A 24,486-nucleotide genomic window follows, 5' to 3' on the forward strand; every position below is an offset into this window, starting at 1 on the left:
AATTTCCCTCGCAAGAGACTCATTAACCAGAGAGCGGTCCGCCATAGGCGAATCGTCGTTTACCAACACATCCAGCAAGCTGTTGTCTTCTCCTTCTACGAAAGGTGCGTCCACCGAAATGTGGCGTCCGGATACCTTCAACGTATCAGAGATTTTGTCAACAGGGATTTCCAGTTCATCTGCCAATTCTTCGGGAGACGGACGACGTTCGTTTTCCTGTTCGAACTTGGAGAATGCTTTGCTGATTTTATTCAGCGAGCCTACCTGGTTCAACGGAAGACGCACAATGCGCGACTGTTCTGCCAAAGCCTGCAAAATGGACTGACGTATCCACCATACGGCATAACTGATGAACTTGAAACCACGTGTTTCATCGAACTTTTCGGCAGCCTTGATCAGTCCTAAATTACCCTCGTTAATCAAGTCGGGCAAACTCAAACCTTGGTTCTGGTACTGCTTGGCTACAGATACAACGAAACGCAGATTGGCACGTGTCAACTTCTCCAGCGCGATACGGTCACCCTTACGGATGCGTTGAGCGAGCTCTACTTCCTCTTCGACAGTTATGAGGTCTTCGCGACCGATTTCCTGCAGATACTTGTCAAGAGAAGCGCTCTCTCTGTTAGTGATACTTTTTGTAATCTTAAGTTGTCTCATTCTTCTAAAACAGATTTGGGTTGCAAAGTTACGACATTTTATTTAGTTACAAGCTAACTTGCCTTAACTTTTTTATCTTATTCACTATACTATATAAACAAAAAAGAGTGCCGACAAGTTAGTTGCCGACACCCATTTTCTTCTTTGTTAGCTAATATTACAATCTTCTTACCTTAAATTATCCTTTATCATTCGTTTTTTTATTCCTGAGCAACACTTACTGCATAGCTACCACGTTTTCCGGAAGGGAATACACCTGTGATGAACAGTACTTGTTCCTGAGTCTTGCTAGCTTCTTTCATCACCTTCTCCAAATCTTCCACAGTCTTCATCGGCACATTGTTCACTTTCAGAATGATGAAGCCTTTGCGAACACCACCTTCTGCCATCTTACCATTGCTAACGCCTGTAACTTCGAGTCCATAGCTCAGATTAAGCTGTTTCTTCAATTCATCGGGTATAGGACGGAAAGCTGCACCAAGAATATCCATATCGGCATTCTTCACTACCTTCGTAGTACCTTGTTCATTCTTCAACGTAACTTCTACAGTCTTTTCTTTCTTATCACGTATCAGTTTCACCTTCACTTTATCACCCGGACGATGTTTTGCCAAAGCTTCCTGCAAATCAGCAAACTTATGAATAGGCTTGTCGTCTATACCAATAAGAACATCATCCACCTTAATATCAGCACCTGCTGCTGAACTACCTTCAACGATTTCGCCAACCAAAAGTCCATCAACCGCACCGGATTTCTCACGAGCTTCTTTCTTCATTTCACTCAATTTCTTGCCTTTCTCATCCACTACTCGCTGAGTATCACCAGGTTCTTCAACAAGAGGAGTTACAGCAACACCCAGTTTCACACGTTGCACAGCACCGAATTGCTTCAAGTCAGAAACCACTTTCTTCATGATACTGGTAGGGATAGCAAATCCATAACCGGTGTTCGATCCTGTCGGAGAGAAAAGAGCGGCATTAATACCAATCAACTCGCCACGTGCATTTACCAATGCACCGCCACTATTACCCTGGTTGATGGCAGCATCAGTCTGAATATACGATTCAATACTTTCTTTAGCCATACCTAAAGAACGAGCTTTGGCACTGACAATACCTGCAGTTACGGTAGAAGTCAGATTGAAAGGGTTACCTACTGCAAGCACCCATTCGCCCACTTTCAGTGCATCAGAGTCACCCACCGGAATAGTCGGGAAATCATCACCTTCTATTTTAATCAGAGCTAAGTCGGTGTTCTCATCCGTACCGATGATGCGTCCTTTGAACTGGCGGTTGTCATTCAACGTAACACTGATTTCATCCGCGCCGGCAATTACGTGATTGTTCGTTACGATATATCCATCTTTAGAGATCAGGACACCGGAACCGAAACCAGTGCGCTCAGGAGTCTGCATCTGGCGTCTCTGCGTACCGCCCCGACCACCAAAGAATTCACCGAAGAAATCAGAGAACGGATCTCTCACCTCCACTTCCTGAACTTTGGAAGCTTGAGTAGAACGGATATGTACTACAGCATGAACTGAACTTTCTGCTGCTTGCGTCAAGTCTACCGGTTGTGCATCAACAGCATTATAAGCGGCCAAACGTACATCAGGATTTTGCTCAAACATTTCACTGAACGCACTGGTACTATTGGCAGGAACTTTATTTTGCAGCATCTTATAGGTGGTTAAACCTGCTACTCCTGAACTGAGAAGTACGATAGCTGCAACCCCAAGAATGTTTTTTGTTGTCTGTTTCATATTAATCTTCTATTGTTTTAATTGTTAATATTCAAGTTTCGTTTAACATTTCGACGTTAAAATAACGACAAAAATCGTTCAGTTATTCCGCTTGTCACTCTTTTTTGTTCTCTTTTAACAGTGAACTTTTGGGGCTTAACAGCGGTTAACGGCAGGGGCTGACAATTTTACATTTATGCACGTTTACTGACGTGAAAATAAGGCAGATAGACGTTAAAAAGAAATAGACCGTCTATCTGTATAAAACAGATGGTCTGTTAGGGACAAACGGATGGTCTGTTTAACCCAAACGCACCATCTGTTTACCCTCAACAGACCATCTGTTTTTATGAGGCAGGTATTTACTTAATTATCAAGATATTCTATATCCATATGATAATCCCATTGCGGAAAATACAGGTTACCTCCCTCCCATTCCACTTCGCCACGCTGGAAATCTACGGTTTCACTGCGGGGATACTTCTTTTCGGGGACTAATGGCATGCCATAGTCGCTGTTCACAATCATGCGCCAGGAGTCGATGCCGCCCAGAAAGAAATATTCTTCGTCCGCATTGCGGGCAAAGGTAGGAACACCAAATGACTGGTCTACAGGCACCCAACCGATGCCTTCAAAGTAGATTTCCGCCCAGTCGTGCAGGTTCCATGCTTTGGGATGCATCATAAAACCGCTCTGAAAATGGGCAGGGATGCCACTGATGCGGCAAAGAGTGATGAACAGCAGGCTAACCTGGCCGCAATCTCCCTTATGATTATCCAATACGTATTCAGGGATATTCTCTATAGTGGAATACTCGCGTACCGAAGCCCAAGGGAAATTATCGTTTACCCAACGAAAGATGCGTTTGGCTTTCAGCAACGGATTGGTTTCACCTGCTGTCAATTTGGCAGCAAGTTCGCGCATACGCGATGAGAAGATGATATGTTTCTCACGTTCGGCGGTATATTCTTTATATATAGAGGAAGCCGTGTCATATGGTTGGATGTCTTCCGGTTTCAGATTGTGCCATTCGGCGTTGGAAGTATACTCGAAACTCTCGGAAAATACAGTCGGCTCATCTTTTACGGCACGCTTCTCCATATAAAGAGTGCTGTGGAGGCATTCTTCCGGAGAAAAGATATAGTCAGGTTCACTGGCAGAGATAAACTTCACATCCTGCTGACGTGGCTGGTCCTGACGTGGATAAGGAAGCCAGCAACGGATAAGTTCTCCTGCAGGAACAGCATTACTGTCTACCGTGAGGGTGTAAGTGACGCGCATCCGTTTGGGGGTAACAATAGAGGTGCCTTCCTTCTTTACGCTTGCAATGACCTCGGGCAGATGCTCCATATTCACTTTTTCGCTCCCACTAAAGGAGACACCATCCTTAGCTGCTTTTATTTTATAGCAGGCAGAATCAACACGGAACAGATTAGGAGCGGCATTACGGAAATAGCGCTTCTCGCCATCCAGGGTCATGCACTCCAATGCTTTGGAGGCTTCCCACTGACGCATTTGTTCATCGGTCACGTCGGGGATGTACTTGCGGATATAGTCTTTCACTTCAGCTTCCGAACGAGAGAAATCAGTAAGGAGGCGTTGATGCAGGTCGTCTTCCCAAGTGTAGGGCTTGGTGTCCGGCTTTGGGGTGCAAGCGGCAAACAGGAAGAACAAGGCGGCAGCATACAATACTTTTTTCATAATAAGAATATTTTAGATACTTCTTTTAAAGTTTCACAACTCCGATACCCGGCAAATCAGGCAACGTAATCTTACCCTTCACCACTTCCATTCCTTTAAAACGGTCGTTAGCAATGAGCAGGTTGCCATCTAAGTCGGCAAAATCAACCGCCGGAGAGAATTGGGCAGCCGCAGAACAGGCACAAGATGTTTCCGTCATACACCCCACCATCACTTTCATACCCAGCGCACGTGCCAGTGTCACCATCTTCCAGCCTTCGCGCATACCGGTGCACTTCATCAATTTGATATTGATGCCATGGAATGCACCTTTCAAACCAGCCACATCACTCAGGCGCTGCAACGACTCGTCGGCAAAGATGGGCAACGGACTTTGCTGCGTCACCCAGGCAATGTCATCCAATTGTTTTTTGGGCATTGGCTGTTCAATCATAACAATATCTTTTTCTTTCAGCCAATTTATCATGTCGAGAGCATAATGTTTATCCGTCCAGCCCTGGTTAGCATCCACAGCAATGGGAAGGGCAGTTACAGAACGAATGGTTTCAATCATCTCCTTGTCATTATCGCGGCCCAGTTTCACTTTGAGGATATTGAACTGCTCGGCACATTCTCTTGTCTTTTCACGCACCACGTCCGGAGTGTCTATACCAATGGTGAAAGTAGTGGAAGGAGCCTTCTCCTTATCCAGTCCCCATATCCTGTACCATGGAGCTTGCAGCAATTTGCCTACAAGGTCGTGCAAAGCTATGTCGACAGCCGCTTTAGCCGCAGCATCTCCCGGTGAGAGTTTATCTACATACGCCAGTATGTCTTCCAACTGGAAGGGGTCTGGAAACTGACCGATGACATCCTGCACTTTCTTCAGGAAAGCCATTACACTTTCCATTGTCCCCAACTCTTTCTGCAGATAAGGCGGCATGGAAGCCTCTCCATAACCGGTAATACCGTCATATTCAATCTCCACCTGCACATCAGGAGTGGTGGTGCGTGAATAGGTAGCTACGGTAAATACATGGCGCAACTTCAACTCATAGGGAAAGAAGCGCAATTTCATCCGGGCATTCGCGCCACTTTTATTGATATTGAACGGTGCCGGGGTACTTTCCCCTGCAAACACATTATTAATTACCATACCGGAACCCAGTGCGGCAAAGGCGGCTGTTTTCAGGAAATCTCTTCTGTTTTGCATAATATTTGTTTTTTAAGCTACGAGCTACGAAGCTACAAGCTACGAGTAGCAATGCTATCCACGCTGCAAAGCACTTGTAGCCTGTAGCTTGTAGCTCGTAACTGTATTATTCATAATAAGGATTGGTAGCCGTAGTGTTAAGAGGTGCCTCCTTATTTATATAAGGCAACACGCGTGTAGCAAACAGCAAACGTCCGAGGTTGTATTCATCGAAAAGCTCGTCGGCAGCATCAAAACTGCTGACATGCACATCACCTTGCGAGTGAATGAAACGTTTGTTGCCGATATACATTCCCACATGCACCACCCGTTCTTTGCGGTCCGCCGTAGCTTTACGACCAAAGAATATCAAATCGCCGGGTTGCAGGTTACTGAAATCAGGAGCAATATCAATGTGCTCGCCTACATATGCTTGCTGCGAAGCATCGCGGGGAATAATAATGTCATGCATGAAGAGAATGGTACGCATGAAACCACTACAATCCACTCCCTTGGAGGAAGTCCCTGCCCAAAGATACGGAATACCCATCAATGTATGCGCGGTGTGGATGATGCTGGCAGCATCCTGCTTCAAAGCAGCACGCCACTTCTTCTCCGGCATGGAGATGGATTTAGAGATATATCCGGTTCTCCCGTCAGGATAAGTCACTTTATAAAAAGCACCTTTCGTCCCCTCCCATTTCAGGCGATTACCTGCGGTGACATCTGAAATGGTCTGTGAAGACTGATTCGGCTCGGAGTAAACAAAGCCGTAATGAGATGTCACCACTATTTTTTCTGCGGCGTTCCAAGCATGAAGTTCTTCTTTCGTCACCGGATGAACGCCTACGCGGTGCACCCATGCAATGTAATTATCCGGCGTCTGGATACGATACCAGCCGTCACGCTGCAACACACGGACAGGCATCCCCATCAATCCCTGCGTCATCATCTCTGACGAGAAATCCGGGTCTACCCGAAGGTTGGATACCGATACGTTTATAATGCCGTAAGTTTTTCCCTCCAAGACAGCCTCATCCGGCAACACTTGCAGGCAATCCATCACTTTATAATTTGCTTTCAACAATCCGTCCAGCAATGCAGCCTTTGCTGCAGCCGAGGTAGTCACACCACGCAACATCACATTTTTACCGGAAAAGGAATAGTCGACGTCAAAGAGTGCCACCCGTTTATCCGGTGCATACTGACGTTTCAAACTGTCAGACAATTGCGTTACATCGGCAGGAATAGCCCTGTCTCCGACTTCCGAAGCCACCGAGCAAAGAGAAGTAAAAAAGAACAGGGACACGATAGGAATAAGTTTCTTCATTAGCTAAAATAATTTGGGGGTTATTAAGTGTAGCAAAGTTAGAAATAATTTCTATTTTGAATATACTTTTTCAAGAATATTAAGAATTAGTTTTAGAATGAAGCCTGTCTACTCCGTACCAAGTCCGTATCTACTCCGTACCTGCTCCGTAGAAAGTCCGTGTCATAGGATACGGAGATGATACGGAGATGGCACGGAGTAGATACGGACTTGGTACGGAGCAGATATGGAGCAGATATGGAGCGAGTGTGGTGAAAAGAATCATAACTCGCACAAAAAATGAATGAATCATTTCATTGTCCCCTCAGTTTACACTATCTTTGCAGGACAAAAGCAGTTGGTCGGTCTGTCGCTTGCGCTTCGGCGCACGAGGAAAGTCCGGGCAACACAGAGCATCCCACTTCCTAACAGAAAGCTGTCCGCGAGGGTAGAGTAACGTAGAAGAAAACAACCGCCGACGTCTTCCGGATGTCGGTAAGGGTGAGAAGGTGGGGTAAGAGCCTACCAGTCTTGTGGCGACACAAGAGCTGTGCGTCTTGGGAGTTGTAAGGTCATGTAAACCGGCGTTATGAGAGCTGCTCGCTCCATGTCGGAGGGTAGACCGCTAAAGCTTGTATGGTGACATACGGCTCAGATAAATGACAGACACTTCATAAATTGAGAATTAAAAATTGAAAATTAAAAAATATCCGCAGGATGTTTGTTAATCTTCAATATTCGATTTAAGAAGATACAGAACCCGGCTTACAGACTGACTGCTTTTTTTTAATTAAAAATTGAAAATTGAAAACCAAGAAATAAAAGTGCTGTTATCCTTATAGCTATTTTTCAATTTTCAATTCTCAATTCTCAATTTAGTATGAACAAACGTATTACTGCTCTCTGGAAGTTTCTGACATACGACATTTGGCGTATTACGGAGGATGAAGTCACTAAGACAACTTTCTCCCTCTACAATATAATCAAAACCATCTACCTGTGCATCAACCGCTTCACTAAGGACAGGCTGGTAAACAAAGCTTCCGCACTGACCTACAGTACCCTGCTTGCCATAGTACCTATACTTGCCATCCTGTTCGCCATAGCACGTGGTTTCGGTTTCTCCAATCTGATGGAGAATCAGGTGAGAATGGGATTCGGAGGACATAATCAAACGACAGAAATCATCCTCCAGTTCGTAGACTCCTATCTTTCCGAAACCAAGAGCGGTATATTCATCGGGGTGGGTCTGATTATGTTGTTATGGACGGTTATCAATCTGATCAGCAACATCGAAATCACCTTCAACCGCATCTGGCAAGTGAAAAAGGCTCGAAGCATGTACCGCAAAATCACAGACTACTTCTCCATGTTTCTGCTGATGCCTATCCTGATTGTGATTTCGGGTGGTCTTTCCATCTTCATGAGTACGACGTTGAAATACATTGAGGACTTCGTACTACTTGCTCCTATCTTGAAATTCCTTATCCGTCTTATCCCTTTTGCGCTGACATGGTTCATGTTCACAGGGCTGTATATCTATATGCCGAATACAAAAGTAAAGTTCAAGCATGCACTCATTTCGGGCGTCCTTGCAGGAACGGCTCATCAGGCATTCCAGTTCTTGTATATCAGCGGTCAGTTGTGGGTATCACGCTACAATGCCATTTATGGTAGCTTCGCCGCCCTTCCTCTGTTCTTGCTATGGCTGCAAATCTCATGGACAATCTGCTTGTTCGGTGCAGAACTGACGTATGCAGGACAGAACATACGAAATTTCAGTTTCGACAAAGATACAAAGAACATTAGCCGGAGATTTCGGGATTTTGTTTCCATCCTCATCATGTCCCTCATCGCCAAGAGATTTGAAGAAGACACTAAACCATATACAGCCGAAGAAATATCCGAAGAATGCCAGATACCTATCCGTCTGACACACCAGACTTTGTACGAACTACAGGAGATCAACCTGCTGCATGAGGTTGTGGATGAAGACAATGACGACATAGGCTATCAGCCCTCCATGGATATCAATAAGATGAACGTCGCCCTCCTACTGGACAGGCTGGATACACATGGTTCGGAAGATTTCAAAATCGATAAGGATAAAGAATTCAGCGAGCAATGGAACGTGCTGACGAAAGCACGGGAAGAGTACTACAGGAGTGCAAGCCATGTGTTGCTGAAAGACCTTTGATAAATTGAAAATTGAGAATTAAAAATTGAAAAATGCTATGCAGCATGATTGCGCAGCTATTTTTCAATTTTTAATTCTCAATTTTCAATTTATTCAGTATTTGTTATAGGAAACCACCTTTTCTTTCGGTTTCCTGGCTTTTTTCCTTTTCTCTTTCACAGAGTAGCCGATGGTAATGACTAATAGTAAACGCTTGGAAGACGGGATGCCGGCCAACTTCTTTATTTCCTTTTCATCAAACCAACCGAGGATACATGAACCCAATCCTTCGCTTTCGGCGGCCAGAGTGATATGGGCGGTGGCAATGCCGATATCTACTAACGGAAAATATTTATCCTTAATCTTTGTACCCAGAAATGAAGTGATGTTCATTGATTCCTCCACAACCAGAATATGAACAGGAGCATCCTTGGCAAATTTATTCATGCCCAGTCCCGCAGTGGCCTTACCTACTTTGACAGAAAGTTCCGGGTCGTTGATTACGACAAACTTCCACGGTTGTGCATTGCAGGCAGAAGGCGCCAGACGAGCAGCTTCCAATATCCGTTCCAACTTCTCAGGTTCAACGGGACGCGTCATATCATAAGCACGGTCACTCTGACGGGAGGCGACTAATTGCAGAAAATCCATTTGATTATAATTTTGATTTACCACAGATTACACAAACAAACACAGATTCGAAAAAAACAGAATTATCTATGCAGGCTGTGGTAAGTTGTTATTTAAACTGTAACATCCGGCTGATATACTTACCGATAATATCAAACTCAAGATTCACGACACTACCTACTTTGATATCGTGGAAGTTAGTGTACTCAAAAGTGTAAGGTATGATAGCTACCTGGAAAGTATTGTCTGACGGGTTGCATACAGTCAGGCTGACGCCGTTTACTGTTACAGAACCTTTATCTACAGTGATATATCCACGCTTTGCCATTTCTTTGTCGAAAGCATACTGGAAGGTGAAGTAGTAGCTTCCTTCAGCGTCTTCCACACTGACACAGGTAGCTGTCTGGTCCACATGTCCCTGTACGATGTGCCCGTCAAGGCGACCGTTCATCATCATGCTGCGCTCTACATTCACCTTGTCTCCCACTTTCAGAAGTCCGAGGTTGGAACGCTCTAATGTTTCCTTCATGGCCGTAACCGTATAGGAATCATCCGTCATACTGACTACCGTGAGGCATACACCGTTATGAGATACGCTCTGGTCTATTTTCAATTCATTTACAAATGAGCACTTGAACGTGAAATGCACGTTCTCTTGTTCTTTTACCAATGCCACAAGGGTGGCGCATTCTTCTACTATTCCAGAAAACATAATTCTATTATTATTAAACAACTTACTATTTCTAAAAACCTACTTCATGGCAAAGATACGAAAAGGGGCGTTATATTCCATGCAGTTTAAAGAAAAAGGAGAAGAACCTATGAATTCTCCGAATCCGAATAAGTGGAAGGGGTGTTTGTATTCCTCACCCCACTTACGAATCGTCTGTGAAGATAATGGTAAGTGAGTGGGGGATTTTTTACCCCCTATTCAAGCTGTTCATACCATATAGGTGCATAAAAAAATGGAGCTTTTCACAAAGCCCCATTTTTCAGTTTTCAATAGGTATTAGTTTTTTTTTAAGGTAAAAAGATTGTTTTCAGGATAACGGTGCAAATATAGCGGCTTTTAGGGATACTTACCAAATTAAAAAACATGTCTTATAACATCTTTTTGAAATTTCTTTGGTTTTATTATCATTTATATAGCCTTCCTACATCCGCAATCGTTTTCAATGGACAAATATATATCATTTTTCCAACAAACACTAAATTTTACCTTAAAAAGAGCTTATTTCTTGTTGAAAGGATATTGTTCGTCGGTTTTTCCACTATGTTTTAACACTTTGGCGTCGATAAAGAAAACGATTTCCTCGGCTATATTGGTGATGTGGTCTCCCGAACGTTCCAACTTACGGAAAACACTCACAAGGTTCAGGCAAGGAAGGGTGCTGTCAGGATGTTTGCTGATATACTCTGCCAGAATGGTAGTGGCTTCGGCATTAATCTCATCCAACAGGTTGTCTTTAGCAAAGACTGAGGTGGCTAAATCCTGGCTCTCCTCTTGAAGGGCTTTCTTGGCAAGCTCCAACATGGAAAGCATTTGTGCCTGCATCTCTTCCAGGCGTAATCGTTTCAGAAGTTCCGGGTCGAGAACCGGCTCTTTGCAGTTCAATACAAAACGGGCTATGCCTTCGGCAAAGTCACCGAGACGTTCCAGATTGGTATTAATCTTCAGCATAGCCAGCACAAAACGCAAGTCGATGGCTACAGGGTTGTATAAGGCAATGATGTCTTCCACATCACTATCAATTTTCAGTTCAAGGGCATTCACACGACGCTCACGCACCAACACTCGTTGTGCTAACTCGCGGTCGAAAGTAAGGACGGACTCCCCTGCCCTGTCAAGCTGATTATATACCAAGGTCCACATTTCGTCTATCTCTTTTTTCAGCAAGACGAGTTCCGATTCGATAAACTTTACCATAATGTTTTTATTTTAAGTTACTTGTATTATATTTCAAAAATGCTTCATTACCCGAAACGTCCCGTGATATAGTTTTGCGTCTCCACTTTATCGGGGTTCGTGAATATCTTCTTTGTATCGTCAAACTCTACCATTTGCCCCAGATAGAAAAAAGCCGTCTTATCACTAACGCGGGCAGCCTGCTGCATATTGTGTGTGACGATGACTATGGTGTACTGTTCCTTCAGTTCGTGGATAAGCTCTTCCACTTTGGCAGTAGAAATAGGATCGAGTGCAGAAGCCGGTTCATCCATCAGCAACACGGAAGGAGACACAGCCATAGCGCGGGCAATGCAAAGCCGTTGCTGTTGTCCGCCGGAAAGGGCGTAAGCAGAGACTTTGAGTTTGTCCTTTACTTCATCCCACAAGGCGGCACCCCTCAGGGATTCTTCTACACGCTGGCGGATAAAGTTATTATCCGTCACGCCATTCACCCGAAGCCCATAAGCCACATTCTCGAAGATGCTTTTCGGAAAAGGATTAGGGCGCTGGAACACCATACCCACCTTCTTGCGGAGTTCATCTACTTGGATATCCTTTCCGTAGATATCTTTTCCGTCGATATGGATTTCACCGGTCAGGCGGGTATGGGGGATAAGGTCGTTCATACGGTTGAATAATCTCAGGAAAGTGGACTTACCACATCCCGAAGGACCGATAAAAGCCACTACCGAACGTTCTTCTATCGACATGCTGATGCCCTTCAAAGCATGAAAGTCTCCATACCAGAAATTGACATTGTTTGCTTCTATTTTACCTATCATTTCGTTTACTGTTTTATTCCTGTTAGTTCATCTTTACTTTTTTCTCGAAATACTTCCGCAGGGCATTCGCCACCAGATTCACCAAGAGGATGATTACTATTAAGACCAAAGCGGTGCCATAAGCCAACGGAAGCTGGGATTCCATATCCGTACCACTGGTGGAAATCACATATAAATGATAGGGCAACGCCATACACTGGTCGAGTATACTTGTGGGCAACTGCGGAAGGAAATATGCGGCACAAGTAAACAGAATCGGCGCAGTCTCACCCGAAACGCGCCCCAAAGCAAGAATCAGTCCGGTTATCACATTAGGCATTGCCATCGGCAGGACGACGTGCCAGATGGTTTGCAACTTGGTGGCTCCCAAAGCCCGGCTCCCCTCACGCAAAGTATCGGGAATAGCTTTCAGTGCCTCTTCCGTGGTGCGAATGACCAAAGGTACGCAAAGTAATCCTAACGTAAGCGAACCGGCAAGGATGCTATCTCCAAAACCCATATAATTGACAAACAACGCCATACCGAAAAGACCGAAAACAATGGAGGGTATGCCGCTCAGGTTGTTCGTCATCATACGGATGAGGCGTACAATCCAACCTTTCGGGGCATATTCGTTCATATAAATACCACTCATCACTCCCACCGGGAAGGCAAACAAGGCACTGCCTACCATCAGATAGAACGTACCGACTATGGCAGGCATAATGCCACCCGCCGTCATGCCGTCCGTCGGAGCGGTAGTAAGGAACTCCCAACTGATGGCTCCTATACCTTTATATATAATGAAGCCGAGGATGGCGAAGAGTATCCCCACCACCGTCAGGCTCAGCAAACGGAACGTTCCGAATGCAATGCTTTGCGAAAGATGTTTCTTGTCTATCATACTTATTTTCCCTTTCTCTACGAAACACTACCTTTTCCGGGCTGATACAGCTTCTACCGTGAAGTTTATCAGCAAACTAATAAAGAACAACACTACCCCCAGCAAGAACAAGGCTTCATAATGCGCTCCTCCGGCAGGTGCTTCTCCCAATTCTGCTGCAATCGTGGCGGGAATAGTGCGCAAAGGTTCCAGAATAGTATGCGGTATGACTGCCGCATTACCTGTCACCATCAGCACTGCCATCGTTTCACCGATGGCACGCCCGATGCCCAGCACTACACCGGAAGTGATGCCCGATACGGAATATGGTATCACCACCTTATATATGGTCTGCCACTGCGATGCTCCCAACGCCAGGCTGGCTTCACGCATGGCACGGGGACAATTGCGCATGGCATCTTCTGTTACGGTGATGATGGTGGGCAATGCCATTATAGCCAGCACGATGCTTCCTGCCAACCCGCTTTCACCCACAGGCAAATTAAACACTTTCTGTATGAGTGGCACAATCACTATCAGTCCGAAGAAGCCATAAACCACCGACGGGATACCGCTCAATAATTCAATGATCGGTTTCAACAGATTGCGTATCTTCGGATTTGCCACTTCGGACATGTAGATAGCCACTGAAAGACCGAACGGAAGAGCTATCAGAATGGCAAACAGACTCACCCACAATGTACCCGTTATCAACGGAAGAAAACCAAATTGCGCGGCAGGCGTAGCTGTAGGAAACCATTCCGCCCCGGCAAAGACATCTTTCACCGAGATAGTATTGTCGCGCAGCAAGTGCACGGAGTCTTGCCGGATAATGAACTGTTGCGGCACAAAGGCAATGATGCCCGGCGTACGTTCCACCAACTCCGTTATCTTTGCTCCGGCGTGTTCGTAGGCAGCCCCCAGTTCTTCCTCCGTATAATACTCGGTGATATCTTCCAAACGGAAAAGCCGGATAGGCATATCCTGCCCTCCGACCTCATTCCAGTTCGTTATCTCTTCGTCGAAAACATTCTTTATCTGAGCCGGTGTCAGCTCACTCACCTTATTATCTTTATTCAGTGCCAGCACATATCCTTCTTCAATCACCCGGCTGTTGAATAGTCCCAACGCCTCGGAAAAGAGAAACAAGATAATGAGCACAATGGTGATGCTTGTTACAAACCCGCTACAAGCCAACACCCCTTCCACTATTTTCTCAAAAAGCTTCTTCATAAATGCCTGTTGAAATTCTGTATGCAAAGAAACGGGGAGCATGTTAAGAGGGTGTGACTAACGTTTGAAAGAAATGTTTCAAACATATTACAAATGTGTTACAACACCCGGAAACAGCACTCCTGCAATAAAATTGTAATATACAATCGCTTTCTTTGCAAATGATAAACAAGAAGAGTATCTGTTTGGTTATAGTATCAGCCATTTTTTTGATTATAATAAAAATCTATTTTGAATATAATAAAAACCTTTTTTGATTATAATGAAAACAATAAGCATCATCCTACTCCTGGCGTTGGCCACAACCGGAGCACAGGCGCAACGCATCAAAGGCAGTGACACCGTATTGCCCATAGCGCAACAGACTGCCGAAAGATTCATGGCACTCACCCCCGAAGCCCGTGTCACCGTGACGGGCGGAGGCACCGGCGTAGGTATTTCAGCCTTGCTGGACGGTACAACGGACATCGCCATGGCATCACGTCCCATCAAATTCAGCGAAAAGATGAAAGTGAAGTCCGCAGGCAAGGAAGTGGAAGAAGTAATCGTAGGCCACGACGCCCTCGCCGTTGTGGTGCACCCCTCCAATCCCGTAAAACAACTGACACGCCAGCAACTGGAAGACATCTTCCGGGGAAAAATTACGAACTGGAAGCAAGTGGGCGGAGACGACCGCAAAATCGTGGTATATTCCCGCGAAACGTCTTCGGGCACTTATGAGTTTTTTAAAGAAAGCGTACTCAAGAATAAAAATTACATGAGCAGCAGCCTCTCTATGCCTGCCACGGGTGCTATCATCCAATCTGTCAGCCAGACACGTGGAGCGATAGGTTACGTAGGTCTGGCCTACCTGTCCCCTCGCGTTAAATCAATTTCCGTTTCTTACGACGGAAAGCACTACGCACCGCCCACAATGGAGAGTGCCACAGACAAGAGCTATCCTATTGTGCGCCCTTTATACTATTATTATAATAAGGAAAACTCCGAACAAGTAGCTCCCCTCGTCAATTTCATACTTTCACCCGCCGGTCAGGAAATCATTAAAAAGAGTGGATATATTCCGGTGAAATAAGGATAAACGAAAAAAATGTCTTACTTTTGTAGCTTGATTTTTTAGAATATATACATACCACTATGGCAGATATTAAAAGCGAAGAAGTAGGTGAAAAAAAGAGCCTCAACTTCATAGAACAAATTGTTGAGAAAGATTTGAAAGAGGGTAAGAACGGTGGCAAAGTGCAAACACGTTTCCCGCCGGAACCCAACGGATACCTCCACATCGGACATGCCAAGGCCATTTGCCTTGATTTTGGCATTGCAGCCGACCATAATGGCATCTGCAATCTGCGGTTCGACGATACCAATCCGACCAAAGAAGATGTGGAATACGTAGAGGCTATCAAGGAAGATATCCAATGGCTGGGTTACCAGTGGGGTAATGAATACTACGCATCCGATTACTTCCAGCAATTATGGGATTTCGCCATCCGCCTCATCGAAGAAGGTAAAGCATATATTGACGAACAGACTTCCGAACAAATAGCACAGCAGAAAGGTACTCCTACCCAGCCGGGTGTGGAAAGTCCCTATCGCAACCGCCCGATAGCGGAAAACCTCGACCTGTTCAAGAAAATGAATACAGGCGAAATTGCAGAAGGCGCTATGGTGCTCCGTGCCAAAATTGACATGGCGAACCCGAACATGCATTTCCGCGATCCTATCATCTATCGTGTAGTGAACCATCCGCATCACCGTACAGGTACGACCTGGAAAGCCTACCCGATGTATGACTTCGCACACGGACAGAGCGACTACTTTGAAGGTGTGACCCACTCTCTCTGTACGCTTGAGTTCGTTCCCCACCGTCCGCTCTACGATCTTTTTGTAGACTGGGTGAAGGAAGGTCAGGATTTAGATGATAACCGCCCGCATCAGTACGAGTTCAACAAGCTTAATCTCAGCTATACGCTGATGAGCAAGCGTAACCTGCTGATTCTGGTGAAAGAGAATCTGGTGAACGGATGGGATGATCCCCGTATGCCGACAATTTGCGGTTTCCGCCGTCGCGGATACTCTCCTGAGTCTATCCATAAGTTTATTGATAAAATCGGATATACGACATACGATGCACTCAATGAGTTCGCCTTGCTGGAAAGCGCCCTACGCGAAGACCTCAATACACGTGCTACCCGCATATCAGCCGTAATAAATCCGGTGAAACTGGTGATTACCAACTATCCCGAAGGACAGGTGGAAGAACTGGAAGCCATAAATAATCCGGAGAAGCCGGAAGAAGGCAGCCATTTCATCGAATTCAGCCGCGAGTTGTGGATGGAGCGTGAAGACTTCATGGAAGATGCGCCGAAGAAATATTTCCGTATGACTCCGGGACAAGAGGTGCGCCTGAAGAACGCTTACATTGTGAAGTGCACCGGATGCAAGAAGAACGAAGCCGGAGAAGTGGTGGAAGTATATTGCGAATATGACGCAAATACCAAGAGTGGCATGCCCGAAGCAAACCGCAAAGTAAAAGGTACGCTTCACTGGGTAAGCTGTGGCCATTGCCTCGAAGCTGAAGTACGCCTTTACGACCGCCTGTGGAAAGTGGAGAATCCACGCGACGAACTCGCTGCCATTCGTGAAGCAAAGAATTGCGATGCTCTGGAAGCGATGAAAGATATCATCAACCCGGACTCACTGAATATATTGCCTCATTGCTACATCGAGAAGTATGCCGCCGGCATGAAACCGCTTACTTACTTGCAGTTCCAGCGCATCGGTTACTTTAATGTAGACCCGGATTCCACACCGGAGAAGATGGTATTCAACCGCACTGTGGGACTGAAAGATACCTGGGGTAAGATTAACAAATAAAGTAAGGATTATAAGGAGTAGACTATTAAATGAGTAATAAGAACCTGCTGTCCGGCAGAGATAAAGAATTGCAAGAACTTGCCGAACAATACGAAATGGCAATGTCTGAGAATAAACCGTTTTATCAGGACGCAGACGACTTGGCCGATCTTGCCGACTGGTACGGTACAAAAAAGAATTATGATAAGGCTCTTGAGATAGCAGAATATGGATTAAAGCTGCATCCCGACAGCACTGCATTGATGATTGAATATGCATACCTGCATCTGGATAGCGGTAAAAGAGCCAAAGCACGCGAAATCATCGAGAATCTTCCTGATACTTATTCACCGGAAGCTAAGGTGGTGCGTGCCCACTTGCTGTTGAGCGAAGGGAAGCTGGACGATGCCGAGCAATTACTCGACACGATTGAGGATAAAAAAGATCTGGCGAACGCAATTGATGTATCTTATATGTTCCTCGATATGGGATATTCGGACAAAGCTTTGGAATGGCTGGAACCGATAAAGGAAGAGTATGCTGATGAAGAAGCCTATATTGCCGTAGTAGCCGACTGTTATTATAGTAAAGGTATGACGGAAGAAGCTGCTCCTTTGTATAACAAACTGATAGACCAAAATCCATATTCAGCTCCTTACTGGTTCGGTTTAGCAAGATGCCATTTTGAAGAGCAAAAGTTCGACCAAGCCATTGATGCCTGCGACTATGCATTGGTAGGTGATGATGAATTTACGGATGCCTATATAATGAAAGGACATTGTTTCTATCAATTGGGCAATGAAGATGCAGCACTGGAACATTACCAGAAAGCTCAACAATTACATGGGCTCAACACCGAATTTATCTACAGTTTCATCGGCTTATGCAAAGTATCCAAAGGTGAATGGAAAGAAGGCTATGAGAACCTGGAAAAAGCAATTCTGGAGAATGAGGCGGAAGAAACTCCTTCGCCTGCCCTGCCCAACTTATACGCCAACGCAGGACTTTGCCTTTCCAAAATGGGGAAGAAACGTAAAGCGCATCAGTATTGCAAGAAAGCTCAAAAACTGGAGCCTAAGGATCCGGAGTCGTACTTGATTGAAGGACGAATCTACGTTGAAGAAGGAAATTATGATAAAGGAATAAGGCAATGGGCGAAAGCTTTGAATTGTGCGCCTTATGCTGACACTTGGAATGAGATAGGCATGCATAGTATGGAAATTGGTTATCTGGATTATGCCAAAGTGGCCTTTGAACATGTCTGCGAGATGGAACCTGACTTTGACGGTATCAATGAAAAGTTAACTCTGCTCTACATGACTCTGCATGATAAAGAAAACTTCATAAAATACAATCAAAAATGCGTCCATCCGTTCGATTTGAAAGAGTTGAAAAGGATGCAGGCGCTTATGGAGAGCGAAGACCGGGAAGAATTGGCAATCTATATGCAAGGTATCATAAAAGCATTGCAATAAAAAAGTAAAGGGTAAAGAAATGATTTCTTTACCCTTTACTTTTTCTATATTTTCAGAATATCCTTATTTTGCACTACGCGTAGAAAGCTTTTCCAGAAAATATACCAGGAAGAAACCTACTATCATCAACACTATAGCTTCAATGATATGCTGATTAGGCAGGATGTTAGCTTCAACCAACGGCTTCACCACTCCATGACTATCCGTAAAAGTCTCAAGCGTTTCCTTCCAGGGCCACACTTTGTTTAACGAACCCAGCATGAAACCTGTCAATACCGCCAACGTAATATTACGGAAATTCTTCAATGCATACGAAAGAACACGCGAGAAGGAAGTTATTCCGATAAAAGCACCTACAAAAAACACCAGTAAAACGGTTATATTAAGTGTCTTGACAGCTTCCATGATAAAGAAGTATTTGCCCAATAGCACCAGAATGAAACTCCCCGATATACCTGGCAGAATCATAGCGCAAATAGCAATTGCACCACAAAGAAAGATGAAGAATAAATTGGAAGGAGTCTCAGCAGGAGTTGCCACCGTAATGTAATAGGCCACCGCCGCTCCTATGATAAAGGCGGGAATCGTTTTCTTATTCCACTCCTTTATATCTTTTCCCACAAACCATGTGGAAGCCAGTACCAACCCGAAGAAAAATGCCCAAACCATGATCGGATGATCCGTGAGCAACCATGTGATAACCTTAGCCAGCGAAAATACACTGATACCGATTCCCAGCAGAAGGGAAATCAAGAAATTACCGTTAATAGCTTTCCAGAATGCTACCCATTTTCCTGTAAAAAACAACTTCAAACTGTTCCCGTTAATGCTTTTTATTGAATCTATCAGTTCATCATAAATTCCCACAATAAAAGCAATTGTCCCCCCCGACACTCCGGGAACCACATCGGCTGCTCCCATGCCCACACCTTTTAGCATGAGTAGGGCGTAGTCTTTTAAACCTCGTTCCATCTTTTTCTTTGACTGTTTAACCTATTAATACTTGATTTTCACGGCACAAAGTAAAACAAAAAAAGTCAGTTACTCACCATAAATCAATGAAAAAAGATGGTGTACAATAGTCTCGCGACCTTTGTACACCATCTTTTTTTATTGATTATCAAAAAATCTGAGATTACTATTTCTTCACTGCTTCTATTGCTTTGTCATAATCCGGCTCCTGAGTGATTTCGGGCACCAACTCGGTATACATCACTTTCCCATCTTTACCGATAACAACCACAGCACGTGCCAGTAAACCGCCCAACGGTCCGTCTGCCATACGCACACCATAACTTTCATCGAAATCCGAGAAGCGGAAATCAGACAAAGGAATCACGTTTTCAATACCCTCCGTTGTACAAAAACGCGCATGGGCAAAAGGCAAGTCTTTGGAAATCGCCAATACCACGGTATCGGGCAGGCTCGCAGCCAATTTATTGAACTTGCGCACAGACGTTGCACACACGCTGGTATCCAGACTCGGGAAGATATTCAATATCACATTCTTTCCTTTCATGTCTTTCAAAAAGAAAGAAGAAAGGTCAGTCTTTACTAACTCAAAATCGGGAGCAACTGTCCCTGCTTTTATAAACTCGCCGATAATCTTGACCGGCTGTCCTTTAAATTTTGTTGTAGCCATAATTTTCTTGTTTTATATGTTTATACAACAAACAAACTGTTAGAAAAGTTCGCTCCAAAACTTTTTCTGCTGCAAATTGTTAGTCTACCAAACAAAAACCAATAAAAATTATAATTGCATGAAAACTTTATTTGACGAACTTCAATGCGAAGTAAAAAACTGGTGGATGTCTCTCTTACTCGGTATACTCTATGTTATAGTTGCCATAAGCCTGATGTTCTCCCCACTCAGCGGTTACGCAGTTTTAAGTGTCCTGTTCAGCATATCCATGTTGTTCAGTGGTTTGCTGGAGATTTCCTTTGCCGTGAGCAACCGTAAGAATGTATCCAGTTGGGGTTGGTATCTGGCGGGAGGTATCATCGATATGATATTCGGTTTCTATCTGATAGCCTACCCATTGCTAAGTATGGAAGTCATACCTTTCATCATCGCGTTCTGGCTGATGTTCCGTGGTTTCTCTTCTATCGGTTATGCCATGGATTTGAAAAGATATGGCACAAGAGACTGGGGATGGTATATCGCCCTCGGCATACTGGCTGTGATTTGTTCGCTCATTATCCTGTGGCAACCAGCCATAGGCGCCATCTATGTTGTGTACATGATTTCGTTCGCGTTCCTGATTATCGGATTCTTCCGCATCATGTTGTCATTCGAATTGAAGAACTTGCACAAACGGAGAAAGGAAATGAAAGAAAAGAGTGAATAAGTAAGGAAAAGAAATATCAGTGTAGAATAATCAACATTCTGCAACCCGGAGAAACGAGTTGACTACAGTACCCGGAAACAGGAACCTGTCAACTCGTTTTCTCATTAGTGAGTGTTCAGGAAGCGGGACATAGTAGTACGAGATACTCCCATCTGACGAGCCAGCTCCGAACAAGAAACCCCTCGCTGGGAATCTCTTTTCAATTGTCTTTTATTTTCACGGAGCACTCTCATAGCAGGGCAGGTTCCCTTTTTACGGCCCAACTTGACACCTTCTTTTTTTCGTCTTGCCAATGCTTCTTTGGTTCGCATGGAAATCAGGTTACGTTCTATTTCTGCCATTAATCCGAAGGCAAACCCCAAGACCTTGCTGTTTATGTCGTTTTGAAACACATACCCTTCTTTGGTGCTGTACAAAACAACATTCTTCTTGATACATGAATTCAAAATCGTCATGATTTCCAGCATCGTACGGCTCAATCTTGAAATCTCCGTCACAATCAGCGTATCCCCCTTTTGCATCCGGTTCAACAACCCCGACAACTTTCTCTCTTTACTACTCACACTGCCGCTCACCGTCTCAGTGTACCACTTGTCAATCATTAACTCATTCTTCTCTGCAAAGCGCAGAATTTCCTCACGTTGATTTGCCAGAAACTGTTTTTCTGTACTTACTCTTAAATAAGCTACTACCATAATTTGATTTTTTAATAGGTTTAACGGCGCCAAAGAACAGCAATAACAACGAAAAATCACAGCATCATTAAGCAATGAAATACAGCAAGTTCACTCACTTTACCCCTTTTATTTTACATCACTTATTTCGAGGATGGCAAAGCAAATTATGTAGGAATACATATTTCCATATCAGAAGCTGGTTATAAAAAGAAACAAGAAAAATCTTCTTTCTTTTCTGTGACAGACAATTTTTCCTTTTCAACTGCCTGCAAGTCCTAATATTGAATTCACAAAAACGTTAGTTGGCTAATTATGAAAGCATTGCATTTACCAACTGTTTACGTCATTATGTAAAAGCATTTACCGCAGGATGTAACGACATTTACCCCGTATTGTAACGCTCTTTACCTCGGTATGTAACGGCTTTTACCACGGCATGTAAACAGAGTTCCACTTGGCGTAAACAGAGTTGTCATGAGAGGAAACGACCGCCGTCTCTATAAGGTTTCAAATCCGCTCTTCCCATAAAAAAATGAATAGATTCATTTCATTCTACCCTTGGTTTGCATTATCTTTGTGGTCAGTTTTATAACAAGAATATAAATTCATAATTAAAAAAACAAAGAAATTATGGCAATGCATACATGGTTTGAGTGCAAAATCCGTTACGAGAAAGTGATGGAGAACGGAATGAACAAGAAAGTAACCGAACCTTATCTGGTAGATGCACTCAGTTTTACAGAAGCGGAAGCGCGTATCATAGAAGAAATGACTCCGTTTATCTCAGGAGAATTTACAGTATCGGATATCAAACGTGCCAACTATAGCGAATTATTCCCCAGTGAAGAAGAGGCTGCCGACCGTTGGTTCAAGTGCAAGCTGGTTTTCATCACTCTGGATGAGAAGAGCGGAGCTGAAAAGAAAACATCCACTCAGGTACTGGTACAGGCTGCCGACCTGCGCGATGCCGTTAAGAAACTGGACGAAGGCATGAAAGGCACAATGGCCGATTATCAGATCGCATCAGTCAGCGAAACAGCGATTATGGATGTATATCCGTATAGCGCCGAACCCAATGACAAACCTGAAGTTTAATAAATTGAGAATTGAAAATTAAAAATTGAAAAATAGAGAAAGAACAGATACTCTGTACACTTATCTACTTGATTTTTTTTAATTTTCAATTCTCAATTCTCAATTTATCCAATTATGAACATTGCAGAGAATCTTCAACAGGTGCTTAATGAGTTGCCTGTGGGGGTACGATTGGTAGCAGTTTCCAAATTCCACCCCAATGAAGCGATAGAAGAAGCCTATCGCGCCGGACAACGAGTGTTCGGAGAAAGCAAGGTGCAGGAAATGACTGCCAAATACGAAAGTCTTCCTAAAGACATCGAATGGCACTTTATCGGACATCTGCAAACCAATAAAATAAAATTTATTGTCCCCTATGTATCTCTTATTCACGGAATTGACTCATACAAGCTTTTGGCTGAGGTTAACAAACAAGCAGCCAAAGCCGGAAAGGTAGTAAACTGCTTGTTGCAACTTCACATTGCAGAGGAAGAAACCAAATTCGGCTTCAGCTTTGACGAATGCCGGGAGATGTTGACAGCCGGAGAGTGGAAAAGTCTCAGTAACATACAATTATGTGGTTTGATGGGTATGGCAACAAATACGGATGACAATGAACAAATAGAGAAAGAATTTTGTTCATTAAGTAGCTTCTTCAAAGAAGTGAAGGACTCATGGTTTGCCGATACGCCGGCTTTCCGGGAATTGTCAATGGGAATGTCCCACGACTATCATCAGGCCATTGCTGCCGGGAGTACTCTGATACGCGTAGGAAGCAAGATTTTTGGAGACAGAATTTATTAATGATCATTCAATAAACATTATTACCATGGCAACATTAAAAACTACTTTTGCCGGGTTGGAATTAAGAAACCCGATTATCGTCAGCAGTTCTGGCTTAACTGACAGTGCTGAAAAAAATCAGAAATTCTATGAAGCCGGTGTCGGTGCCATTGTTCTCAAATCTCTTTTTGAAGAACAAATCATGTTGGAGGCCGACTGGTTGGGAGATCCGAATATGTACCCCGAAGGCAGTGACTACCTGGTAGAATATATCCGCCAACATAAACTGTCAGAATATCTGGAGCTAATAAAAGAGACTAAAAAAGTATGCCCCATTCCTGTTATTGCCAGCATCAATTGCTATCAGGATGCCGAGTGGGTGGACTTTGCCAAACAAATGGAAGCCGCAGGAGCTGATGCAATAGAAATCAATATCCTGGCTCTTCAGACCGATGTACAGTACAATTACGGTTCTTTTGAACAACGTCACATCGATATTCTCAGCCATATCAAAAAGACAGTAAACATCCCTATCATCATGAAGTTGGGAGACAACCTGACTAATCCGATAGCATTGATAGATCAGTTATATGCCAACGGGGCTGCCGCAGTTGTATTGTTCAATCGTTTCTATCAGCCGGACATCGACATCGAAAAGATGAAGCAAATATCAGGAAACGTATTCAGTTCAGAAGCTGATTTGGTAAAAACGTTGCGCTGGATAGGCATTGCTTCTGCGGCTGTGAACAAGTTGGATTATGCAGCATCGGGTGGTGTACATTCTCCCGAAAGCGTCATAAAGACAATCCTGGCAGGAGCCTCGGCTGTAGAAATCTGTAGTGCATTCTATCAGAACAGTTATGCCCTTGTAGGCGAATACATCCGCTTCATGAATTTGTGGATGGACCGTAAAGGCATGAAAACAATCTCTCAATTCAAGGGAATGCTGAATGTAAGCGATTTGAACGGTGTAAATACCTTCGAACGCACACAGTTCATGAAATATTTCTCCAGCAGGAAATAAGCAGGAACTACACAACATATCATTATAGTAATGCCCCGTAA

The 24,486-nt window shown here is 44.1% G+C and carries 23 protein-coding genes and 1 other RNA gene; 10 read left to right on the plus strand and 14 right to left on the minus strand.

The window, feature by feature from the left end; genetic code table 11:
- From QZ135_RS13265 to QZ135_RS13285, 5 genes are all read right to left on the minus strand, one after another.
- Positions 1 to 657 (minus strand): RNA polymerase sigma factor RpoD/SigA (locus QZ135_RS13265; protein WP_294609959.1); only part of this gene is annotated, 657 nt, incomplete at its 3' end.
- 200 nt (positions 658 to 857) lie between these two features.
- Positions 858 to 2,420 (minus strand): trypsin-like peptidase domain-containing protein, encoded by a 1,563-nt coding sequence (locus tag QZ135_RS13270; protein ID WP_294609964.1) that lies wholly within the window; start codon positions 2,418 to 2,420, stop codon positions 858 to 860.
- A gap of 345 nt (positions 2,421 to 2,765) precedes the next feature.
- Positions 2,766 to 4,100 carry a transglutaminase domain-containing protein gene (locus QZ135_RS13275; protein WP_294609968.1) on the minus strand — a complete coding sequence of 445 codons (1,335 nt, stop codon included), beginning with the start codon at positions 4,098 to 4,100 and terminating at the stop codon, positions 2,766 to 2,768.
- A gap of 25 nt (positions 4,101 to 4,125) precedes the next feature.
- A complete protein-coding gene (locus QZ135_RS13280) occupies positions 4,126 to 5,292 on the minus strand; it encodes a dipeptide epimerase (protein WP_294609971.1) in 1,167 nt (388 codons plus the stop codon).
- A gap of 106 nt (positions 5,293 to 5,398) precedes the next feature.
- Positions 5,399 to 6,601 (minus strand): NlpC/P60 family protein, encoded by a 1,203-nt coding sequence (locus QZ135_RS13285; protein WP_294609974.1) that lies wholly within the window; start codon positions 6,599 to 6,601, stop codon positions 5,399 to 5,401.
- A gap of 333 nt (positions 6,602 to 6,934) precedes the next feature.
- On the opposite strand from QZ135_RS13285, the gene rnpB reads away from it, so the two are divergent.
- Both rnpB and QZ135_RS13295 read left to right on the plus strand, forming a co-directional pair.
- Positions 6,935 to 7,364: RNase P RNA component class A (gene rnpB / locus QZ135_RS13290), an RNA gene on the plus strand.
- Between the two features lie 96 nt (positions 7,365 to 7,460).
- Complete coding sequence (locus tag QZ135_RS13295; RefSeq protein ID WP_294609977.1) at positions 7,461 to 8,777, plus strand: YihY/virulence factor BrkB family protein; 1,317 nt, start codon at positions 7,461 to 7,463, stop codon at positions 8,775 to 8,777.
- 93 nt (positions 8,778 to 8,870) lie between these two features.
- Here QZ135_RS13295 and QZ135_RS13300 read toward each other — a convergent pair whose 3' ends face one another.
- Positions 8,871 to 9,407, minus strand: coding sequence for a nitroreductase family protein (locus QZ135_RS13300; protein WP_294609980.1), 537 nt, complete (start codon positions 9,405 to 9,407; stop codon positions 8,871 to 8,873).
- Between the two features lie 88 nt (positions 9,408 to 9,495).
- Positions 9,496 to 10,098 (minus strand): riboflavin synthase, encoded by a 603-nt coding sequence (locus QZ135_RS13305; RefSeq protein ID WP_294609983.1) that lies wholly within the window; start codon positions 10,096 to 10,098, stop codon positions 9,496 to 9,498.
- A 46-nt stretch (positions 10,099 to 10,144) separates the two neighbouring features.
- On the opposite strand from QZ135_RS13305, the gene QZ135_RS13310 reads away from it, so the two are divergent.
- On the plus strand, positions 10,145 to 10,294 hold the full coding sequence (locus QZ135_RS13310) for a hypothetical protein (RefSeq protein WP_294609986.1): 150 nt from the start codon (positions 10,145 to 10,147) through the stop codon (positions 10,292 to 10,294).
- Positions 10,295 to 10,617: 323 nt separating this feature from the next.
- On the opposite strand, the gene phoU is transcribed toward QZ135_RS13310, so the two are convergent.
- The 4 genes from phoU to pstC are packed head-to-tail and all read right to left on the minus strand — an operon-like array spanning position 10,618 to position 14,211.
- Positions 10,618 to 11,313, minus strand: a complete 696-nt coding sequence (gene phoU / locus QZ135_RS13315) for a phosphate signaling complex protein PhoU (protein ID WP_294609988.1) — start codon at positions 11,311 to 11,313, stop codon at positions 10,618 to 10,620.
- 47 nt (positions 11,314 to 11,360) lie between these two features.
- A complete protein-coding gene (gene pstB, locus QZ135_RS13320; RefSeq protein WP_294609991.1) occupies positions 11,361 to 12,116 on the minus strand; it encodes a phosphate ABC transporter ATP-binding protein PstB in 756 nt (251 codons plus the stop codon).
- Between the two features lie 22 nt (positions 12,117 to 12,138).
- The gene (gene pstA / locus QZ135_RS13325; protein WP_294609994.1) at positions 12,139 to 12,999 is read right to left on the minus strand and encodes a phosphate ABC transporter permease PstA; all 861 of its coding nucleotides are present in this window, start codon (positions 12,997 to 12,999) and stop codon (positions 12,139 to 12,141) included.
- Positions 13,000 to 13,026: 27 nt separating this feature from the next.
- The gene (pstC, locus tag QZ135_RS13330) at positions 13,027 to 14,211 is read right to left on the minus strand and encodes a phosphate ABC transporter permease subunit PstC (RefSeq protein WP_294609997.1); all 1,185 of its coding nucleotides are present in this window, start codon (positions 14,209 to 14,211) and stop codon (positions 13,027 to 13,029) included.
- Positions 14,212 to 14,473: 262 nt separating this feature from the next.
- On the opposite strand from pstC, the gene QZ135_RS13335 reads away from it, so the two are divergent.
- The 3 genes from QZ135_RS13335 (at position 14,474) to QZ135_RS13345 (ending at position 18,539) form a co-directional block, all read left to right on the plus strand.
- Complete coding sequence (locus QZ135_RS13335; protein WP_294610000.1) at positions 14,474 to 15,283, plus strand: PstS family phosphate ABC transporter substrate-binding protein; 810 nt, start codon at positions 14,474 to 14,476, stop codon at positions 15,281 to 15,283.
- A 62-nt stretch (positions 15,284 to 15,345) separates the two neighbouring features.
- On the plus strand, positions 15,346 to 17,085 hold the full coding sequence (locus QZ135_RS13340; protein WP_294610003.1) for a glutamine--tRNA ligase/YqeY domain fusion protein: 1,740 nt from the start codon (positions 15,346 to 15,348) through the stop codon (positions 17,083 to 17,085).
- A gap of 29 nt (positions 17,086 to 17,114) precedes the next feature.
- Positions 17,115 to 18,539: a tetratricopeptide repeat protein gene (locus QZ135_RS13345; protein ID WP_294610006.1), complete on the plus strand. Its 1,425-nt coding sequence runs from the start codon at positions 17,115 to 17,117 to the stop codon at positions 18,537 to 18,539.
- 63 nt (positions 18,540 to 18,602) lie between these two features.
- On the opposite strand, the gene QZ135_RS13350 is transcribed toward QZ135_RS13345, so the two are convergent.
- Complete coding sequence (locus QZ135_RS13350) at positions 18,603 to 19,511, minus strand: DUF368 domain-containing protein (RefSeq protein WP_294610007.1); 909 nt, start codon at positions 19,509 to 19,511, stop codon at positions 18,603 to 18,605.
- A 166-nt stretch (positions 19,512 to 19,677) separates the two neighbouring features.
- On the minus strand, positions 19,678 to 20,181 hold the full coding sequence (tpx, locus tag QZ135_RS13355) for a thiol peroxidase (protein ID WP_294610010.1): 504 nt from the start codon (positions 20,179 to 20,181) through the stop codon (positions 19,678 to 19,680).
- 118 nt (positions 20,182 to 20,299) lie between these two features.
- Between tpx and QZ135_RS13360 the strand changes: the two genes are divergently transcribed.
- Positions 20,300 to 20,887, plus strand: a complete 588-nt coding sequence (locus QZ135_RS13360) for an HdeD family acid-resistance protein (protein ID WP_294610013.1) — start codon at positions 20,300 to 20,302, stop codon at positions 20,885 to 20,887.
- A gap of 104 nt (positions 20,888 to 20,991) precedes the next feature.
- Here the strand turns inward: QZ135_RS13360 and QZ135_RS13365 are convergent, their stop codons facing one another.
- On the minus strand, positions 20,992 to 21,582 hold the full coding sequence (locus QZ135_RS13365) for a master DNA invertase Mpi family serine-type recombinase (RefSeq protein WP_294610016.1): 591 nt from the start codon (positions 21,580 to 21,582) through the stop codon (positions 20,992 to 20,994).
- A 612-nt stretch (positions 21,583 to 22,194) separates the two neighbouring features.
- On the opposite strand from QZ135_RS13365, the gene QZ135_RS13370 reads away from it, so the two are divergent.
- The 3 genes from QZ135_RS13370 (at position 22,195) to QZ135_RS13380 (ending at position 24,445) form a co-directional block, all read left to right on the plus strand.
- Positions 22,195 to 22,659: a DUF4494 domain-containing protein gene (locus tag QZ135_RS13370; protein ID WP_294610020.1), complete on the plus strand. Its 465-nt coding sequence runs from the start codon at positions 22,195 to 22,197 to the stop codon at positions 22,657 to 22,659.
- Between the two features lie 114 nt (positions 22,660 to 22,773).
- Positions 22,774 to 23,442 carry a YggS family pyridoxal phosphate-dependent enzyme gene (locus QZ135_RS13375; protein ID WP_294610022.1) on the plus strand — a complete coding sequence of 223 codons (669 nt, stop codon included), beginning with the start codon at positions 22,774 to 22,776 and terminating at the stop codon, positions 23,440 to 23,442.
- Between the two features lie 25 nt (positions 23,443 to 23,467).
- The gene (locus QZ135_RS13380; RefSeq protein WP_294610025.1) at positions 23,468 to 24,445 is read left to right on the plus strand and encodes a dihydroorotate dehydrogenase-like protein; all 978 of its coding nucleotides are present in this window, start codon (positions 23,468 to 23,470) and stop codon (positions 24,443 to 24,445) included.
- Positions 24,446 to 24,486 lie beyond the last annotated feature (41 nt).

The organism is uncultured Bacteroides sp. (assembly GCF_905207245.1).
Lineage (GTDB): Bacteria > Bacteroidota > Bacteroidia > Bacteroidales > Bacteroidaceae > Bacteroides.

Bases quoted from the DNA above. Each gene is read 5' to 3' on its own strand.
- QZ135_RS13270 (WP_294609964.1), bottom strand. From the start codon at position 2,420: ATGAAACAGACAACAAAAAACATTCTTGGGGTTGCAGCTATCGTACTT.
- QZ135_RS13275 (WP_294609968.1), bottom strand. From the start codon at position 4,100: ATGAAAAAAGTATTGTATGCTGCCGCCTTGTTCTTCCTGTTTGCCGCT.
- QZ135_RS13280 (WP_294609971.1), bottom strand. From the start codon at position 5,292: ATGCAAAACAGAAGAGATTTCCTGAAAACAGCCGCCTTTGCCGCACTG.
- QZ135_RS13285 (WP_294609974.1), bottom strand. From the start codon at position 6,601: ATGAAGAAACTTATTCCTATCGTGTCCCTGTTCTTTTTTACTTCTCTT.
- QZ135_RS13295 (WP_294609977.1), top strand. From the start codon at position 7,461: ATGAACAAACGTATTACTGCTCTCTGGAAGTTTCTGACATACGACATT.
- QZ135_RS13300 (WP_294609980.1), bottom strand. From the start codon at position 9,407: ATGGATTTTCTGCAATTAGTCGCCTCCCGTCAGAGTGACCGTGCTTAT.
- QZ135_RS13305 (WP_294609983.1), bottom strand. From the start codon at position 10,098: ATGTTTTCTGGAATAGTAGAAGAATGCGCCACCCTTGTGGCATTGGTA.
- QZ135_RS13310 (WP_294609986.1), top strand. From the start codon at position 10,145: ATGGCAAAGATACGAAAAGGGGCGTTATATTCCATGCAGTTTAAAGAA.
- phoU (WP_294609988.1), bottom strand. From the start codon at position 11,313: ATGGTAAAGTTTATCGAATCGGAACTCGTCTTGCTGAAAAAAGAGATA.
- pstB (WP_294609991.1), bottom strand. From the start codon at position 12,116: ATGATAGGTAAAATAGAAGCAAACAATGTCAATTTCTGGTATGGAGAC.
- pstA (WP_294609994.1), bottom strand. From the start codon at position 12,999: ATGATAGACAAGAAACATCTTTCGCAAAGCATTGCATTCGGAACGTTC.
- pstC (WP_294609997.1), bottom strand. From the start codon at position 14,211: ATGAAGAAGCTTTTTGAGAAAATAGTGGAAGGGGTGTTGGCTTGTAGC.
- QZ135_RS13335 (WP_294610000.1), top strand. From the start codon at position 14,474: ATGAAAACAATAAGCATCATCCTACTCCTGGCGTTGGCCACAACCGGA.
- QZ135_RS13340 (WP_294610003.1), top strand. From the start codon at position 15,346: ATGGCAGATATTAAAAGCGAAGAAGTAGGTGAAAAAAAGAGCCTCAAC.
- QZ135_RS13345 (WP_294610006.1), top strand. From the start codon at position 17,115: ATGAGTAATAAGAACCTGCTGTCCGGCAGAGATAAAGAATTGCAAGAA.
- QZ135_RS13350 (WP_294610007.1), bottom strand. From the start codon at position 19,511: ATGGAACGAGGTTTAAAAGACTACGCCCTACTCATGCTAAAAGGTGTG.
- tpx (WP_294610010.1), bottom strand. From the start codon at position 20,181: ATGGCTACAACAAAATTTAAAGGACAGCCGGTCAAGATTATCGGCGAG.
- QZ135_RS13360 (WP_294610013.1), top strand. From the start codon at position 20,300: ATGAAAACTTTATTTGACGAACTTCAATGCGAAGTAAAAAACTGGTGG.
- QZ135_RS13365 (WP_294610016.1), bottom strand. From the start codon at position 21,582: ATGGTAGTAGCTTATTTAAGAGTAAGTACAGAAAAACAGTTTCTGGCA.
- QZ135_RS13370 (WP_294610020.1), top strand. From the start codon at position 22,195: ATGGCAATGCATACATGGTTTGAGTGCAAAATCCGTTACGAGAAAGTG.
- QZ135_RS13375 (WP_294610022.1), top strand. From the start codon at position 22,774: ATGAACATTGCAGAGAATCTTCAACAGGTGCTTAATGAGTTGCCTGTG.
- QZ135_RS13380 (WP_294610025.1), top strand. From the start codon at position 23,468: ATGGCAACATTAAAAACTACTTTTGCCGGGTTGGAATTAAGAAACCCG.